Origin of the sequence: Streptomyces zingiberis (assembly GCF_012034935.1) — a bacterium.
GTDB classification, from domain to species: Bacteria; Actinomycetota; Actinomycetes; order Streptomycetales; family Streptomycetaceae; genus Streptomyces; species Streptomyces zingiberis.
Genome location: NZ_JAATEN010000009.1, coordinates 107,367 through 123,359, shown reverse-complemented (window position 1 = coordinate 123,359; position 15,993 = coordinate 107,367). Strand labels below are relative to the sequence as shown.

Sequence of the window (15,993 nt, the reverse complement as noted above, 5' to 3'; positions counted from 1 at the left end):
GCGCCGGGCCCACCGCGCGGGCCGGACGCGCCCCGTCCGTCACCGTTCCGTCAGATCCGCGCGATCCCCTCCCGGCGGGCGCGGAACGGGACGGCGACGGCAACGGCGGCAGCAGCGGCGGCGATGTCAGCCTTTCGTCATGTGCCGGAGCGGGGCCGGCGGCCCGTCGCCCGCTTACGTTCGTCCCACGCGGGGCGACCGGCCCCGCCGGACACCCCGGAGGCCACCATGGACGACAGCGAGCGGCCCGCGCGGCCGGCGGACGGGCCGCGGGCGGAGGACGGGTCCCCCGCCCCGGCGCCGCGCGCGCGGCCCCCGGCGCTCCGGGGTCCCTTCCGGCCGGGGTTCTGGCGCAGCCCGCTGCGCGGGCCGTGGCTGACGTCCGTGCTGGGCGCCGTCCTGCTGCCGGGGATCGTGGTGCTGTTCCTGACCGGCCTGCTGTCGTACGCGGCGTACAACCCCGGGCTGCCGGGCAACGACACCACGCCGGACAAGGGGCTGCTCGGGGTCTGGCTCTTCCCCTGGCCCACGGAGCCGTACTGGCTCTACCGGTTCACCCAGGGGGTCCATGTGACGCTGGGCGTGGCGCTGGTGCCGGTGCTGCTGGCGAAGGTGTGGTCGGTCGCGCCGCGGCTGTTCACCTGGCCGCCGGCGCGCTCGCTCACCCACGCCCTGGACCGGGTGTCGCTGCTGTTCCTCGTCGGCGGCGGGCTGTTCGTCTTCGCCACCGGGATCCTCAACATCCAGCTGGAGTACCTCTTCCCCGGTTCCTTCTACCGGCTGCACTTCTACGGCGCCTGGGTCTTCATGGCGGCCTTCACCGTGCACGCCGCGGTCCGGCTGCCGCGCGTGGTGCGGGTGCTGCGCGGGCGGCCGGCCCGGACGGCCGAGGAGGACGCCTCCCTCACCGCGCTCGCCGCACCGGACCCGGAGCCCGCGACGCTCTCCCGGCGGGGGGCGCTGGCGGTGGTGGGCGGAGGCTCACTGCTGCTGGCCGCCACCACGGCCGGGCAGAGCGCCGGCGGGCCGCTGCGCGCCACGGCCGTCCTGGCCCCGCGCGGCCGGGAGCCGGGCACGGGGCCGAACGGCTTCCAGATCAACAAGACGGCGGCCGCCGCCGGCATCAGCGCCGCCGACACCGGCCCGGACTGGCGGCTCACGGTGCGCGGCGGGACGCGCGACCTGGTGCTGTCCCGGGCGGAGCTGCTCGCGCTGCCGCAGCGGGAGGCCGAACTGCCGATCGCCTGTGTGGAGGGCTGGTCGACGCCCGATCTGCGCTGGAGCGGGGTCCGGCTGGCGGATCTCGCCGCGCTCGCCGGCGCGGTGGACGACGGCGGGGGACCGGCCGGCGCCCCCGGGGTCTTCGTGGAGTCCGCACAGCGCGGCGGCGCCTTCCGGTCCGCCTCCCTGAGCGCGGGCCAGGTGCGGGACCCGCGCGCGCTGCTCGCCCTGCGGGTGGGCGGCGCCGGCCTGTCGGCCGACCACGGCTATCCGGCGCGGATCATCGTTCCCGCGAATCCGGGGGTGCACAACACCAAGTGGGTGACCCGGCTGACGTTCGGCGGCGGACGGTGACGCGGCGTTCCCCCCTGCCCGGGGGGCGCCGGGAGAACCGGGCGCCGCGAGGACCGCGGGGGTTCCGCGTCCGTGACGGTGAACCACCGTGGACGCTGCCCCTGCTGCTGGGGTCCTTCGCGCTGACGGCGTACGCCGGGGTGCGGCTGCTGGACCGGGACGCGGCGGGGGTCGTGCTGTGGCTCGTCGGGGCCGCGGTCCTGCACGACCTGGTGCTGCTGCCGCTGTACGCGGCGGCGGACCGTGCGCTGAGGACCCTGGCCGGACGGCGCCGGCCACGGCGCCCGGGTCCGGAGGCGGGTCCGGAGGCGGGTCCGGGCCCGGCGGGGCACCGCGCGGACCCGGCCGGCGGGGCCGGGGCGGAGCCCCGCACGGCCGGGGGCCGGGTCAACCACATCCGGGTGCCGGCGCTGTTCTCCGGGCTGCTGCTGCTCGTGTGGTGGCCGCTGATCACCGGCCCGCCGGACTGCTACACGGCGGCGACCGGGCTGGACGGTGAGGGGTTCGGCCGGCGCTGGCTGCTCGTCACCGCGGCCCTGTTCGCCGTCTCCGCCGGCTGGGCCCTGGTCTCGGCGGTCCGGGGCCGGGCGGCGGGGCCGGGCCGGCGGGACGCGGCGGGGCGGCGGACCCGCGTGACCTGAGCGCGGGACGGCGGGACGGGACAGCGGGGTGGGGCGGCGCGCGCGAGGCGCCGCCCCACCCTCGCGCACGGGCCGGAAGCGGCGGGCGGCGGGGACGGATCGCGTCGCGTGGCGCGGCGCGCCTCCTCAGGGGCACGGGTGGACGGGAACGGCGTTGCCCCGGGACCGTCCCGGGGCCGACCCGGGGCCGACCGCCACCCGGTGGGCGCGCGGCCCGGCGCGACGGCCGCTCAGGCAGGGCGCAGGGCCGTGAAACGCCGCCGGCCCGCGGACCACTCCTCGGTCACGCGCCACCCCTCCGCCGCCGCCCGGCGGGCCAGGGCGCGCGGTCCGAGCCAGGCCCAGGGGAAGACGGCCCCGCTGGAACCGCGCCCGTCGTCGAGACGGACGCGGGCGCACTCGTCCAGATCCGCGTGGGCGGTCTCGGCGATCAGCAGCCCGCCGGGGGTGACGAGTTGCGCCACCCGCCGCAGCAGCGCCGACGGGTCGCCGCCGATGCCGATGTTGCCGTCGATCAGCAGGGCGGTGTCCCAGCGGCCGTCGCCGGGCAGCCGGTCGAAGACCGAGCGGCGCAGCGCCGTGCCCCCGGCACGCACGGTCCGGGCGACGGCCGCCGGGCTCAGGTCGATGCCGAGACCGGGCACGCCCCGCTCGGCGAGGGCCGTGACGAGCCGGCCGGGGCCGCAGCCGATGTCCAGCACGGCGCCCTCACAACGCCGCACCACCGTCAGGTCGGCGGCGTCCGCCCGCGCGCACCAGCGCCTCACCTCCAGTTCCACCGCGGTCCCGTCGTCACGCCGCAGGTACAGCGGCCCGCCGCCGGAGCGGAGGGCGGCGTCGTAGGGGGCGGCGTGCCAGGCGTCCGTCCGCGGGCGGGGCGCGGGCAGGGGGGCGCTCACCGGGTGGCCGCCGGCCGGCACGCGTCGAGGGCGCGGGCGAAGTGCCCGCCCGGAGCGGCGGCCGCGACGGCCTCCGCGTCCGCGGGGGTGTCCACGTCACACAGCGGGGGCAGATCCCGGACGCGCAGGCCGGCGCCGGTCAGCCGGCGGCGCTGCGCGGCGCCGGTGTCCGGCCGGGACATCGGCACCCCGAGCAGCAGACCGGGGTCGGGCCGGGCCAGGCCGAGCGCCCAGAAGCCGCCGTCCTCGGCGGGTCCGAACCAGGCGTCGCCGTCCCCCCACTCCCCGGAGGTGAGCGCCGGCGCGAGGTGGGAGGGCGTGAGCTGCGGGGTGTCCATGCCGATGAGCAGGGCCGGCCCGCCGTCCAGCGCGAAGGCCGCGGCCAGCCGCTCGTCGAGCCCGCCGCCGCACTGCTCGGCCACCTCGATGCCGGGGGCAGCCACGGGCCGGGGGCGCCGTCCAGGACGAGGAGGCGCCGGCGCGCGGGCAGGGCCAGCACGGTCTCCAGGGTGTCGCGGAGCGCGGCGGCCGCCAGCGCCGCGGCTTCCCTCGGCGTGTATCGCGGGGTCAGCCGTGTCTTCACCCGTCCCGGGACCGGCTCCTTGGCGAGGACGAGCAGGGCGGCCGGACCGCTCGGCGGCGCGCTGGGCGGGTTCACCGGCCCGTCCTTCCCGTGGGCGCGGAGGCCCCGGGGGCCCGGTCCGGCGCGCGCAGGACGGCCCGCATGTCGCGGACCGCGCGGAGGGTGCCCAGCCAGGTGCCGGTGACCTTGGAGGAGCCGGTGCGGGGGCGGTAGGGGACGTCCGTCTCGCGGATCCGCCAGCCGGCCGCGGCGGCCCGGACCACCATCTCCAGCGGATAGCCGCTGCGCCGGTCGGTGAGGCCCAGGCCGAGCAGCGCCTCGCGGGGCGCCGCCCGCATGGGGCCGAGGTCGCGCAGCGCGGCGCCGGTGCGGCGGCGGACGCTGCGCGCCAGGACGCGGTTGCCCACGCGGGCGTGGAGCGGCCAGGCACCGCGGGAGGTGGGCCGGCGGCGGCCGAGCGCCAGGTCCGCCCGCCCCTCCCGCACCTGCCGGACGAGTCCGGGCAGCAGACCGGGGTCGAGGGAGGCGTCGCAGTCGCAGAAGCAGACGATGTCGGCGTCCGCGGCGAGGAGGCCCGCGTGGCAGGCGGCGCCGAAGCCGCGGCGGGATTCGGTCACCACGGTGGCCCCGAGGTCGCGGGCGATCTCCGCCGAGCCGTCGGTGGAACCGTTGTCGACGACGACGGCGCGCCAGCCGGGCGGGACTCGCTCCAGCACCCAGGGCAGCGCCTCCGCCTCGTCGAGGCAGGGCAGCACGAGATCGACGGGGGCGGCGGATCCGGCCGCGCCGGCGGCGCCGGTGACGGGGTCCGGCCGGCTCGTTCCAGCGGGTGTCATTGAGGTCACGGGCACCACCCTACGAAGACAAAAGCCTCATAACGGTGGTGAACTCCTTACAGAACACGGACGTCGCCCGGGGGCGGGCCCGTGGCCGCTCCGGGCTCCGGCCGCCGGTGCCACTCTGGGGCGATGCAGCAGACACCGCCGGGAACCCGGGTACTCGTGGTGGACGACGACCCCACCGTCGCCGAGGTCGTCACCGGATATCTGGAGCGCGACGGCCATGTCGTCGACCGGGCCGCCGACGGCCCGTCGGCACTGGCCCGGGCGGACGCCCGGCGGCCGGATCTCGTCCTGCTGGATCTGATGCTCCCCGGCATGGACGGCCTCACGGTCTGCCGCGGGCTGCGGGAGCGGGGCCCGATCCCCGTGATCATGCTGACGGCGCGCGGCGACGAGGACGACCGGATCCTCGGCCTGGAGGTCGGCGCGGACGACTACGTGACCAAGCCGTTCAGCCCCCGGGAACTGACGCTGCGGGTGCGCTCGGTGCTCCGCCGGGGCCGCTCCCCGGGCCGGGAGGGAGAAGCCGGGGCGCCGGGCGGCACGATCGCCTGCCCGGGGATCGAACTGGACCCCGCCGCCCGGCGCGTCGTGCGCCATGGCCGCGAGGTGCCGCTCACCGTCCGCGAGTTCGACCTGCTCGCCTTCCTCATGCGCCATCCCGGCCAGGCGTTCGGCCGCGAGGAGCTGACCCGGCGGGTCTGGGGCTGGGAGTTCGGCGACCTGTCGACCGTGACGGTTCACGTCCGCCGCCTGCGCCGCAAGGTCGAGACCGACCCCGGGGCGCCCGCCCTGATCACCACCGTCTGGGGCGTCGGTTACCGCTTCGACCCCCCGCCCGCGCCGGACACCCCGCCCGCGCGGGGGAACCGGCCGTGACGGGTTCGCCCCCGTCCGTGGCCGGGTGACGGCGCGCCGGGCGGGCCGCCGGACCGAGGGCCCTCCGGCGGCGCCGCACCGGGGGTCACCCCGCCGGCGCCGGCGCCGCCGCCGTGACCGGCTCCCGCTGCGGTGCGCGCGCGAACTCCGCCATGCCCTCGGCGAACCCGACGGACGGCCGCCAGCCGAGTTCGGACATCAGCCGCCGCGAGGAGGCCGTGATGTGGCGGACGTCGCCCAGCCGGTACTCCCCCGTCACCACCGGCTCCGGCCCGTCGTGCGCGCGGGCCAGCGCGGCCGCCGCCTCCCCGACGGTGTGCGGGGTGCCGCTGCCGGTGTTGTAGGCGCGGAAACCGCCCGCCGGCCGGCCGGCCAGCGCCGCGAGAGCCGCGGCGTTGGCCGAGGCGACGTCCCGGACGTGGACGAAGTCCCGCCGCTGGCCGCCGTCCTCGAAGACCCGCGGCGCCTCGCCGCGGGCCAGCGCCGAGCGGAAGAGGGAGGCGACCCCCGCGTACGGGGTGTCGCGCGGCATCCCCGGCCCGTAGACGTTGTGGTAGCGCAGCGAGACGGCACGGCCGCCGGTGGCCCGGGCCCAGGCCGCGGCGAGGTGTTCCTGCGCCAGTTTGGTGGCGGCGTAGACGTTGCGCGGGTCGGCCGGGGCGTCCTCGGTGACCTCGCCGGGGGCGAGCGGCAGGTCACAGACGGGGCAGCGGCACTCGAAGCGCCCGGCGTCGAGGGCGCCCCGCTCCCGGGGACCGGGGCGCACCGTGCCGTGGCGGGGGCAGTCGTAGCGGCCCTCTCCGTAGACCACCATCGAGCCGGCCAGCAACAGCGAGCGCACCCCGGCCTCGGCCATGGCGGCCAGCAGGACCGCGGTGCCCAGGTCGTTGCAGCCGACGTACTCCGCGGCGTCCGCGAAGTCCTTGCCCAGCCCGACCATCGCGGCCTGGTGACAGACGGCCGAGACCCCCCGCAGCGCCTGGGCCACGGCGTCCTTGTCCCGGACGTCGGCCCGGATCAGCCCGTCCCCGGGGTCCGGCGGCCGGGAGGCGTGGGCCCGCGGATGCAGCAGGTCGAGGACGACGGGCTCATGCCCCTGTGCGGCGAGGGCGGTGACGACATGTGAGCCGATGAACCCGGCTCCTCCGGTGACGAGTACGCGCATGGCGGCGACGCTAGGCGACGGGGAGGCCCGGCGGGCGGGGCGGCGCGGGGGTGGTCACCGGTTCGTAAGAACCCCGCGGGCGGGCCGGGCGCCCGGGCGGAACGCACAGAGGCCCGTCCGGTGCGACGGGGGATGCACACCGGACGGGCTCATGACTGTTCTACCGCATCGGGGCCGTCTTATGCTCCACAAAGGCGTTCGGTTTTCCGCCAATGGTGGCGCCGGCCGCCGTCGCCTCTCCCCGGCCGGCACGAAAGGGCACCGCGGCTCTCCTCACCGGGGCCCGGAGCGCCCCTTCGCCGGCGACCGCCCGGGCATCCCGCCGGCGCCCCTGCGGACCACGCCGCCGGCCCGGCGGAACCGGACACCCCCGATCGGCTGACGCCGGGCCGTGACCGCCCGGAAGGCCCCGGGCGCGTGGCTAGGGTGGGCCTCCCCCGTCGCCGACCTGCGAGGTCTGTGTGGAGAGCGTGAGCGCGGACGACCTGGCCGAACCCCCACCCCCGCGTGCCCAGGACGGGCCCCCCGCCGCGCGGCCGGCCGGCCGTCTCCCGCGGGGACGGTTCCCGGCGCTGCGGGACGGCGCCGGCGGAGCCGGGGCCTCCGCCGGGACCGGCCCACGGACGGGGCTGCTCGCCGGCTGCGCGGCCGCCGCCGTCCTGCTGGTCGCGGGGTCACCGTGGGCGGCACATCCGGCGGTACAGGCCTGGCGCACGGTCACCGTCGCCGTCACCGTCCAGGCGCTGCCCTTCCTGCTGCTGGGGACCGCGCTGTCCGGTGCGATCAACGCCTTCGTCCCGGAGCGGTGGTTCACCCGGGCGCTGCCCCGCCGGCCGGTGCTGGCCGTACCGGTGGCCGGGGCGGCCGGAATGGTGCTGCCCGGCTGCGAGTGCGCCTCCGTGCCGGTGGCCGGAAGTCTCATCCGGCGGGGTGTGGCGCCCGCGGCGGCGCTGACCTTCCTGCTCTCGGCGCCGGCCGTCAACCCGGTCGTACTGACGGCCACGGCCGTGGCCTTTCCCGGCTCCCCCGAGATGGTGGCCGCCCGCCTGCTGGCCTCGCTGATGGCCGCGGTGGTGATGGGCTGGCTGTGGCTGCGGCTGGGCCGGGAGGAGTGGATCCGGCTGCCCGCGCGGCGGGGGCACCGGCCGGGACACGGCCGCTGGGAGGAGTTCCGCCTCGGTTTCCAGCACGACTTCCTGCACGCGGGCGGTTTTCTGGTGGTGGGCGCGGCGGCCGCGGCCACCGTCAATGTGGCGGTGCCGCGCTCGGTGCTGGAGGCGTTCGCCGGCTCCCCGTGGCTCTCCGTGCTCTTCCTGGCCGCCCTGGCGGTCGTGCTGGCGGTCTGTTCCGAGGCCGACGCCTTCGTCGCGGCCTCGCTGACCGGCTTCTCGCCCACCGCGCGGCTGGTGTTCATGGTCGTGGGGCCGATGGTGGACCTGAAGCTGATCGCGCTGCAGACGGGCACCTTCGGGCGGGCCTTCGCCGTGCGCTTCTCCGCCGCCACCGCGGTGGTGGCCGTCGTGGCCGGCGTGGTGACGGGATGGTGGCTGCTGTGAGACGGAACGTCCAGGTGCTGCTGCTGGTCCTGACCGGGGCGGGGCTGCTGCACGCCGCCCTGCTCACGGACGTCTGCCTGCGGTTCGTGAAGGAGGGGCTGCGCCCGGCGCTCGTGGCGTCCGGCGCGCTGCTGGTGCTGCTGGGCCTGGTCGCCGCGGCCCGGGACGGCTTCCCCACCGCCCGGCGGGACCGCGCGGACCGGCGAAGTTCCGCTCCCGGCGCGCACGGGCACGGGCGCGCGCCCGGGGTGGCCTGGCTGCTCTTCTTCCCCGCGCTCAGCCTGCTGTTCTTCACCCCGCCCGCGCTGGGCGCGTACACGGCGGCGCGGGAGGCCCCGCCGCCGGCCACCGAAGCGGCACGCGCCTTCCCGCCGCTGCCAGGGGGGTCGCCGCTGCCGATGACGCTGTCGGAGTTCCGGCTGCGGGCCGGGCAGGACCGCGCGCGGAGCCTGGAGGGCCGTACGGTGCGGCTGCTGGGGTTCGTCACCCCGGCGGGGGACGGTGGCTGGTACCTGTCGCGGCTGGTCGTCAGCTGCTGTGCCGCGGACTCCCGCGCGGTGAAGATCCGGGTGTACGGGGCGCCCGCGCCGCCCGCGGACACCTGGGTGACGGTCACCGGCCGGCTCCGCCCCGGTCCCGTCCCGGCCGCCGAGGCGGCCCTGGACGCGGAGCGGGTCCGCGTGGCGCCGGAACCGGCCGATCCCTACCGGGACGCCGCCCCGCCGGCCGGTGACTGACGGCGGCGGTCCCGCCGGGCGGACGGGCGGACGGGCGGACATGGTGAGGCCCCGCGCACGGGGGAGAACGCGGGGCCTCACTCATCAGAACGGGGCGGGCGGGCAAAAGGTTCCGGGGCGCCGCGAAATTCCCGGAATCTCCTGACCGCTCCTGGCGGCGACCGCCGGAACGGGCGCGGTCAGGAGTGCGCGAAACCGGCGCCGCGGCCCGGCCGTACCGCGGGCGGCCCCGCCGTCCGGGGTCCGCCGGGGCGCCCGCGCCGGGTGGGACGGGTTGTCCTACCCGGCCCGTATCCTGGAGGACATGTCCCACTCCCGACCCCCTGTTCCCGTTCGCCCCGAGGCCGGCCGCGCCGGTCACGCGGCCGATCACGCCAACGCGGCGATCCGGGCCTTCGTGGCCGGCCGCACCTCCTGGTCCGCGGCCGACCTCGCGGAACTCGACCGGCTGCGTACGCGGTGGCGCCTGGCGCTCCGCCACGAGATCACCGAGGCGGCCTGACCGCGGCCGTGACGCCCTGTCACGCCGGCCCGGTCCACGGCCCCGTCAGCGGCCCCGTCAGCGGATCGGCATGCCCGACAGGGTGCGGGCGATGACGAGGCGCTGGATCTCGCTCGTCCCTTCGAAGATCGTGTAGATGGCGGCGTCCCGGTGCATCCGCTCCACCGGGTACTCCCGGGTGTAGCCGTTGCCGCCGAGGATCTGCATGGCCTGCGCCGTCACGGTCTTGGCGACCTCGCCGGCGTAGAGCTTGGACATCGATCCCTCGGCGGCGGTGAAGGGCTTCCCCGCGGAGGCCATCCACGACGCCCGCCACACCAGCAGCCGTGCCGCGTCGATCTGGGTGCGCATGTCGGCGAGCTGGAAGGCCACCCCCTGGTTGTCGATGATCGGGCGGCCGAACTGCACCCGGTTCCGCGCGTAGTCCAGGGCCACCTCGTAGGCCGCACGCGCGATACCGACCGCCTGGGCACCGACCGCAGGCCGGGAGGCCTCGAAGGTGGCCATGGCGGCGTTCTTCACCCGCTCGCCGCTCCGGGCCCGCTCCCGGGCGCGGGCGAGCCGCTCGTCGAGTTTCTCCTTGCCGCCCAGCAGGCAGCCGCCCGGCACCCGGACGTCGTCGAGGACGACCTCGGCGGTGTGGGAGGCGCGGATGCCGTGCTTCTTGAACTTCTGGCCCTGGCTCAGCCCGTTGGTGCCGGGCGGGACGATGAAGGAGGCGTGCCCCTTGGAACCCAGCTCCGGGTCGACCACGGCCACCACGACGTGGACGTTGGCGATGCCGCCGTTGGTGGCCCAGGTCTTGGTGCCGTTGAGCACCCATTCGTCCGTGGCCTGGTCGTAGACCGCCCGGGTGCGCATCGCGGAGACGTCCGAGCCGGCGTCCGGCTCGGAGGAGCAGAAGGCCCCGAGCTTCACGTCGTCGGCGTCCCCGTACATCTGGGGGATCCAGGTGCCGACCTGCTCCTCGGTGCCGTTGGCGAGGACCCCCACGGCGGCGAGGGCGGTGCCGACGATGGACAGGCCGATGCCGGCGTCACCCCAGAACAGCTCCTCCATCGTCATGGCGATGCCGAGGCCCGTGGGGTCGAAGTACTGCTGGGCGTAGAAGTCCAGCGAGTAGAGGCCGATCTTGGCGGCCTCCTGGATGACGGGCCACGGGGTCTCCTCGCGTTCGTCCCACTCGGCCGCGGCGGGCCGCATGACGTCCGCCGCGAACCCGTGGATCCACTCCCGGACGGCCTTCTGCTCGTCGTCGAGATCGAGCGCGAACTCTGCCATGTCCCCTCCACCTGCTTGTTACTTACGGTAACTCTACCCTGTTACCGACGAGTAGGGCATGTCAACCCCCTCCGCCGTCCCGGTTCCCGCGCAGGCGAAGTGTTACGTTGCGCGGGAATCGCGCAGAAAGCACGGGGTGGGAGAGGTGTCATGGAGACCAGTCAGCGGGAAGACCAGCAGCGAGCGGCCCTGCGCCGCCGCAAGGAACTGCTGGAGGCCGCCGACCGGGTGGTGCTGCGGGACGGCCCCGGCGCGTCGATGAACGCGATCGCCGCCGAGGCGGGCATCACCAAGCCCATCCTCTACCGGCACTTCGGCGACAAGAGCGGTCTCTACCGGGCCCTGGCGGTCCGCCACACCGACGCCCTGCTCGCCGGTCTGCGCGCCGCCCTGGACGCGCCGGCCGCGGACCGCAAGGAACGCGTCGCCCGGACCCTCGACACCTATCTGGCGGCCATCGAGGCCAGACCCCAGGTCTACCGCTTCCTGATGCATCCGGGCGAGGAGCCCGGCACCGCCGAGCAGGGTTTCGACACCGGGCGGCACACCGCCCCGCTGCTGCGCCGCATGGGCGAGGAGCTCGCGCAGGTCATCGCCGAGCGGCTGGTGCTCGGCGCCGACGGCGAGGAGCGGGCCCGGGTCTGGGGGCACGGCATCGTCGGCATGATGCACGCCGCCGGGGACTGGTGGCTGGGCGACCGGCCGCTGTCCCGTGAGGCGCTCGTCCGCCATCTGGCCGAGCTGCTGTGGGGCGCCCTGGCCGAGGCGGACGACCGGGTGGGGGCCCCGGGGTTCTGACCGCCGGACGGCCGCTCCGCCGGCCGCCGGAGCGCGGGCGCGGTTCCGCTCAGCCGCCCGCGCCCGAGGGCTCCGGTGCCCGGCCGGCCGGGTCCCCGTCCGGGCTCCGGCTCTCCCGGAACCACGCGGACCGGCGGACGGCCCGCAGCGCGCGCCGGTGGCGCAGCCCCGACAGCCGGTCGAGGTAGAGCCCGCCCTCCAGATGGTCCGTCTCGTGCTGGAGACACCGGGCGAAGAACCCGTCGCCGGCCACCCGCACCGGCGCGCCCGTGACGTCCGTGCCCGCCACCACGGCGTGGTCCCACCGGCGCGTGCCGGCCTCCACGCCCGGTACGGAGAGACAGCCCTCCGGGCCGGTCACCGTCACCCCGCCGGCCTCCACCAGACGGGGGTTGACCACATGACCGAGGTGGCGGCGGTCCTCGTCGTCCGGGCAGTCGTAGACGAACACCCGCAGCGGGACACCGATCTGATTCGCCGCGAGCCCCACCCCCCGCGCGGCGTACATCGAGGCGAAGAGATCCTCCACCAGCCGCGCCAGGTCCGGGCCGAACTCCGTGACGGGGGCGCAGGGCGCGCGCAGCACCGGATCGCCCAGCAGCCGCAAGGGCCGCACCGAGCCCGAACTGCCGGGTATCGCAGCGTGTCGCATGCGCCTCAGCCTACGTCGCGCGCCGTCCCGGGCGGCGACCGGCCGGGTGGCAGGTTCAAGGGCCCGCCCGGACCTCGATAGGCTGAGCGGCGACCGTGGCCTCCCGGCGGGTGCGTGGCGCGGAGGGAGGCGTTCCACCCGGCGGGCCGGGGGTGGGGTGCGGCGCCGGATGCAAGGAGGAGCAAGGACGATGGCAGGCAATTCGGAGCCGCTGTCGCCGCGGGCCAAACTCGCCGTGACGGCGGGCAGGGCCGCGGCGGCGGCGTCGCGGGCGGTGGGACGCGGCAGCGGTTCGGTGATCGGCGGGAAGGTCTCACTGAAGCTCGACCCCGATCTGCTGGGCAGGCTGGCGGCACACCTGGACGTCGTCCTGGTGTCGGCCACCAACGGCAAGACCACCACCACGCGCCTGATCGCCGAGGCGCTGCGCGCCGGCGGCCCCGTGGTCTCCAACGCGCTGGGGGCCAACATGCCCGCCGGCATCACCTCGGCCCTGGCCGGGGGCTCGGACGCGAGGTTCGGCGTCATAGAGGTGGACGAGAAGTACCTCGCGGGTGTCGCCAAGGACGTCACCCCGAAGGCGATCGCCCTGCTCAACCTCTCGCGTGACCAGCTCGACCGGGCCGCCGAGACGCGGATGCTGGCCGAGAAGTGGCGTGAGGGGCTCGCCGGGAACAAGGCGATGGTGATCGCCAACTGTGACGACCCGCTGATCGCCTGGGCGGCCTCCTCGTCGCCCAACGTCATCTGGGTCGCGGCCGGCCAGGCGTGGAAGGACGACGCCTGGTCCTGCCCGTCCTGCGGCGGCGTGCTGCAGCGCCCGGCCGACGACTGGTTCTGCGGCGAGTGCGGCTTCCGCCGCCCGATGCCGAGCTGGGCCCTCTCCGGCGACCACGTCGTCGACCCGCACGGCTCGGCCTGGCCGATCCACCTGCGGCTGCCGGGGCGCGCGAACAAGGCCAACGCCGCGACCTCCGCGGCCGTCGCCGCCCACTTCGGGGTCCCCCCGCAGGTGGCGCTGGAGCGGATGTACGAGGTGCGGGCGGTCGCCGGCCGCTATGACGTCGTCACCTTCCACGAGCGTGAGCTGCGGCTGCTGCTGGCGAAGAACCCGGCCGGCTGGCTGGAGACGTTCTCGCTCATCGACCGCCCGCCCGCTCCGGTGGTCCTCTCCGTCAACGCCCGCGGCGCGGACGGCACCGACACCTCCTGGCTGTGGGATGTGGACTACACCCAGCTCGCCGGTCACCCGATCTTCGTCCTGGGCGACCGCAAGCTGGACCTCGCCGTGCGCCTGGAGGTCGCCGCCCTGGACTTCCGCGTCTGCGACAACCTCGACGAGGCGGTGCGGGCCGCGCCGCCCGGCCGTATCGAGGTGATCGCCAACTACACGGCGTTCCAGGACCTGCGCCGCCGCGTGGGCAACTGACCGGCCCCACCCCTCAGGAGAGCGAGCATGAGCGACAACAGCCTGCGGCTGGTCTGGATCTACCCGGACCTGCTGAGCACCTACGGCGACCAGGGCAACGCCCTGGTGGTGGAACGACGGGCCCGCCAGCGGGGCCTGGACGTCGCCCGGGTGGACGTCCGCAGCGACCAGCCGGTGCCCACCTCGGGTGACATCTACCTGATCGGCGGGGGCGAGGACCGGCCGCAGCGGCTGGCGGCCGAGCGGCTGCGCCGGGACGGCGGCCTGAACCGGGCGGTCTCCAACGGCGCGATCGTCTTCTCGGTCTGCGCCGGCTACCAGATCCTGGGCCACGAGTTCATCAACGACCTCGGCGAGAAGGAGCCGGGGCTGGGGTTGCTGGACGTGGTGTCCACCCGGGGCGAGGCAGCCCGGTGCGTCGGTGACGTCCTGGCGGACATCGACGCGCCGCTGCGCCTCCCGCCGCTGACGGGATTCGAGAACCATCAGGGCGTCACCCATCTCGGGCCCACCGCCCGCCCGCTGGCCCGGGTCCGCTTCGGCAACGGCAACGGCACCGGGGACGGCACGGAGGGCGCGTACAACGACACCGTCTTCGGCACCTACATGCACGGCCCGGTGCTCGCCCGGAACCCGCTGATCGCCGATCTGCTGCTGAAGCTGGCCCTGGACGTCAACGCGCTGCCGCCGGCCGACGACCGGTGGTACGAGGCGCTGCGGGAGGAGCGGATCGCCGCGGCGACCCAGCCCGCGTAAGACCTGTCCGGGGCTGGGGCCGGAGGCGGCCCGGGCCACGCGGCCCGGGTGAGCGGGGTGCGGCCGGCCGCATGGCGGAAGGGCCGGCGGCAGGGGCGCCTCCCGGCCCGGCCGGAGCTGGGGACGCGACGAGCGGCGGCAGGCGAGGGCGTTCCGTGGACGGGGGCGCCGGCCGCCGCGTCTCCGGCGTGATCCGCCGGACGGTCCCCGGCCCCGGAGGTCCGGCCCCCGCCGGCGCCGTCAGGTCCCCCGCGGCAGCCCGGAACGGCGGGACCCCCGGGGCCGTGACGGGAGGGCGGCGAGGCGGTGAAAGGTTGGGTCCGCTCTGCGGACACCGACCCGCCACACCGTCCCGCGCTTGTAGGGTGGCCGTGATCCAACCGGACGACGCTGTCCGGTCCTCCGGTTGAGCTGCAGAGGTTTTGACACGCGATGCGTATTGGTGTGCTCACGTCCGGCGGTGACTGCCCCGGGCTGAACGCTGTCATCCGGTCCGTCGTACACCGCGCGGTCGCCGACCACGGCGACGAGGTCATCGGCTTCCACGACGGCTGGCGCGGTCTGCTGGAGGCCGACTACCGGAAGCTCGACCTGGACGCGGTCTCCGGCATCCTCGCCCGCGGCGGCACCGTCCTCGGCTCCTCGCGGGTACAGCCCGCACATCTGGTGGACGGCGTGGAGCGGGCCCGCGGCCACCTCGCCGAGCTGGGGCTGGACGCCGTCATCCCGATCGGCGGCGAGGGAACCCTGAAGGCCGCGCGGCTGCTGTCCGACGCGGGGCTGCCCGTCGTCGGGGTGCCGAAGACCATCGACAACGACATCGCCGGCACCGATGTCACCTTCGGCTTCGACACCGCGGTGGGCGTCGCCACCGAGGCCCTGGACCGGCTGAAGACCACCGCCGAGTCCCACCAGCGGGTACTGATCGTGGAGGTCATGGGGCGGCACACCGGCTGGATCGCCCTCCACTCGGGCATGGCGGCCGGAGCGCACGCCATTGTCGTCCCCGAGCGCCCGTTCGACATCGACGAGCTGACCGCGCTGGTCGGCAAACGGTTCCAGGCGGGGAAGAAGTTCGCGATCGTGGTGGTCGCCGAAGGGGCCAAGCCGCGCGCGGGCTCCATGGAGTTCGACGCCGGGGGCAAGGACGTCTACGGGCACGAGCGGTTCGCCGGTGTCGCCCGGCAGCTCTCCGTCGAGCTGGAGCGGCGGCTCGGCAAGGAGGCCCGCCCGGTGATCCTCGGCCACGTCCAGCGCGGCGGCACCCCCACCCCGTACGACCGGGTGCTCGCCACCCGCTTCGGCTGGCACGCGGTGGAGGCCGTGCACCGCCGCGAGTTCGGGCGGATCACGGCGCTACGCGGTACCGAGATCGCCCTGATCCCCATCGCGGAGGCCGTGGACAGCCTCAAGACCGTCCCCCCGCACCGGTACGCGGAGGCCGAGACGGTGCTGTGACCCCGGGCCGGACCGGCGGGCCGGGCACCGTTCCCTCCGGTCGGCGGGCGTCCCCGGGGCCGCCCGCCGGCCGGGGGCGCGCGGGTGCGGGTCCGTGTGCGGGCCTGTCTCCGCGGGGGTGCCGGCCCCGCCCGGCGTCCGGGGGAAAGGCGCACCGCCCGTCCGGACCGCCCCCGGCCGGAGCCCCGGCCGGGGGCGGTTCTACCCTGGTGACCGCGGGGCGCGCGGATCGCAGGAAAC

The 15,993-nt window shown here is 76.3% G+C and carries 15 protein-coding genes and 1 pseudogene; 10 read left to right on the top strand and 6 right to left on the bottom strand.

The genetic code is table 11. The features are described 5' to 3' along the window. The first annotated feature begins 228 nt into the window (after positions 1-228). Positions 229-1,575, top strand: a complete 1,347-nt coding sequence (locus HCK00_RS14230) for a molybdopterin-dependent oxidoreductase (RefSeq protein WP_168102274.1) — start codon at positions 229-231, stop codon at positions 1,573-1,575. Between the two features lie 95 nt (positions 1,576-1,670). Beyond that, positions 1,671-2,216, top strand: coding sequence for a hypothetical protein (locus HCK00_RS14225; protein ID WP_168102368.1), 546 nt, complete (start codon positions 1,671-1,673; stop codon positions 2,214-2,216). Between the two features lie 230 nt (positions 2,217-2,446). On the opposite strand, the gene HCK00_RS14220 is transcribed toward HCK00_RS14225, so the two are convergent. The 3 genes and pseudogenes from HCK00_RS14220 to HCK00_RS14210 all read right to left on the bottom strand — a co-directional run bounded on the left by HCK00_RS14220 (position 2,447) and on the right by HCK00_RS14210 (position 4,534). Next, the gene (locus HCK00_RS14220; protein ID WP_311765318.1) at positions 2,447-3,115 is read right to left on the bottom strand and encodes a class I SAM-dependent methyltransferase; all 669 of its coding nucleotides are present in this window, start codon (positions 3,113-3,115) and stop codon (positions 2,447-2,449) included. Beyond that, positions 3,112-3,773, bottom strand: a pseudogene (locus tag HCK00_RS14215) (TIGR04282 family arsenosugar biosynthesis glycosyltransferase). Before HCK00_RS14215 ends, HCK00_RS14220 begins: the two are co-directional and overlap by 4 nt. Next, positions 3,770-4,534, bottom strand: coding sequence for a glycosyltransferase family 2 protein (locus tag HCK00_RS14210; protein ID WP_168102366.1), 765 nt, complete (start codon positions 4,532-4,534; stop codon positions 3,770-3,772). The pseudogene HCK00_RS14215 and the gene HCK00_RS14210 overlap by 4 nt, the downstream one beginning before the upstream one ends. A gap of 132 nt (positions 4,535-4,666) precedes the next feature. Here HCK00_RS14210 and HCK00_RS14205 point away from each other — a divergent pair, with 132 nt between their 5' ends. Beyond that, the gene (locus HCK00_RS14205) at positions 4,667-5,419 is read left to right on the top strand and encodes a response regulator transcription factor (protein ID WP_168102273.1); all 753 of its coding nucleotides are present in this window, start codon (positions 4,667-4,669) and stop codon (positions 5,417-5,419) included. An 85-nt stretch (positions 5,420-5,504) separates the two neighbouring features. Here the strand turns inward: HCK00_RS14205 and HCK00_RS14200 are convergent, their stop codons facing one another. Further along, a complete protein-coding gene (locus HCK00_RS14200) occupies positions 5,505-6,584 on the bottom strand; it encodes an NAD-dependent epimerase/dehydratase family protein (RefSeq protein ID WP_168102272.1) in 1,080 nt (359 codons plus the stop codon). Between the two features lie 470 nt (positions 6,585-7,054). Between HCK00_RS14200 and HCK00_RS14195 the strand changes: the two genes are divergently transcribed. The 3 genes from HCK00_RS14195 (at position 7,055) to HCK00_RS14185 (ending at position 9,379) form a co-directional block, all read left to right on the top strand. Continuing rightward, complete coding sequence (locus HCK00_RS14195) at positions 7,055-8,140, top strand: permease (protein WP_311765317.1); 1,086 nt, start codon at positions 7,055-7,057, stop codon at positions 8,138-8,140. Beyond that, positions 8,137-8,877 carry a TIGR03943 family putative permease subunit gene (locus HCK00_RS14190; protein ID WP_168102271.1) on the top strand — a complete coding sequence of 247 codons (741 nt, stop codon included), beginning with the start codon at positions 8,137-8,139 and terminating at the stop codon, positions 8,875-8,877. The genes HCK00_RS14195 and HCK00_RS14190 overlap by 4 nt, the downstream gene beginning before the upstream one ends. 304 nt (positions 8,878-9,181) lie before the next feature. Beyond that, on the top strand, positions 9,182-9,379 hold the full coding sequence (locus HCK00_RS14185; RefSeq protein WP_168102182.1) for a hypothetical protein: 198 nt from the start codon (positions 9,182-9,184) through the stop codon (positions 9,377-9,379). A gap of 57 nt (positions 9,380-9,436) precedes the next feature. Here the strand turns inward: HCK00_RS14185 and HCK00_RS14180 are convergent, their stop codons facing one another. Further along, on the bottom strand, positions 9,437-10,660 hold the full coding sequence (locus tag HCK00_RS14180) for an acyl-CoA dehydrogenase family protein (protein WP_168102270.1): 1,224 nt from the start codon (positions 10,658-10,660) through the stop codon (positions 9,437-9,439). A 150-nt stretch (positions 10,661-10,810) separates the two neighbouring features. Between HCK00_RS14180 and HCK00_RS14175 the strand changes: the two genes are divergently transcribed. Beyond that, positions 10,811-11,458: a TetR/AcrR family transcriptional regulator gene (locus HCK00_RS14175; protein WP_168102269.1), complete on the top strand. Its 648-nt coding sequence runs from the start codon at positions 10,811-10,813 to the stop codon at positions 11,456-11,458. A 49-nt stretch (positions 11,459-11,507) separates the two neighbouring features. Here HCK00_RS14175 and def read toward each other — a convergent pair whose 3' ends face one another. Next, positions 11,508-12,110 carry a peptide deformylase gene (gene def / locus HCK00_RS14170; protein WP_168102268.1) on the bottom strand — a complete coding sequence of 201 codons (603 nt, stop codon included), beginning with the start codon at positions 12,108-12,110 and terminating at the stop codon, positions 11,508-11,510. Between the two features lie 190 nt (positions 12,111-12,300). Here def and HCK00_RS14165 point away from each other — a divergent pair, with 190 nt between their 5' ends. The 3 genes from HCK00_RS14165 (at position 12,301) to HCK00_RS14155 (ending at position 15,753) form a co-directional block, all read left to right on the top strand. Continuing rightward, on the top strand, positions 12,301-13,539 hold the full coding sequence (locus HCK00_RS14165; RefSeq protein ID WP_168102267.1) for a MurT ligase domain-containing protein: 1,239 nt from the start codon (positions 12,301-12,303) through the stop codon (positions 13,537-13,539). Between the two features lie 27 nt (positions 13,540-13,566). Beyond that, complete coding sequence (locus HCK00_RS14160) at positions 13,567-14,295, top strand: type 1 glutamine amidotransferase (protein ID WP_168102266.1); 729 nt, start codon at positions 13,567-13,569, stop codon at positions 14,293-14,295. A 432-nt stretch (positions 14,296-14,727) separates the two neighbouring features. Next, positions 14,728-15,753 (top strand): 6-phosphofructokinase, encoded by a 1,026-nt coding sequence (locus tag HCK00_RS14155; protein WP_168102265.1) that lies wholly within the window; start codon positions 14,728-14,730, stop codon positions 15,751-15,753. Positions 15,754-15,993: the final 240 nt, after the last annotated feature.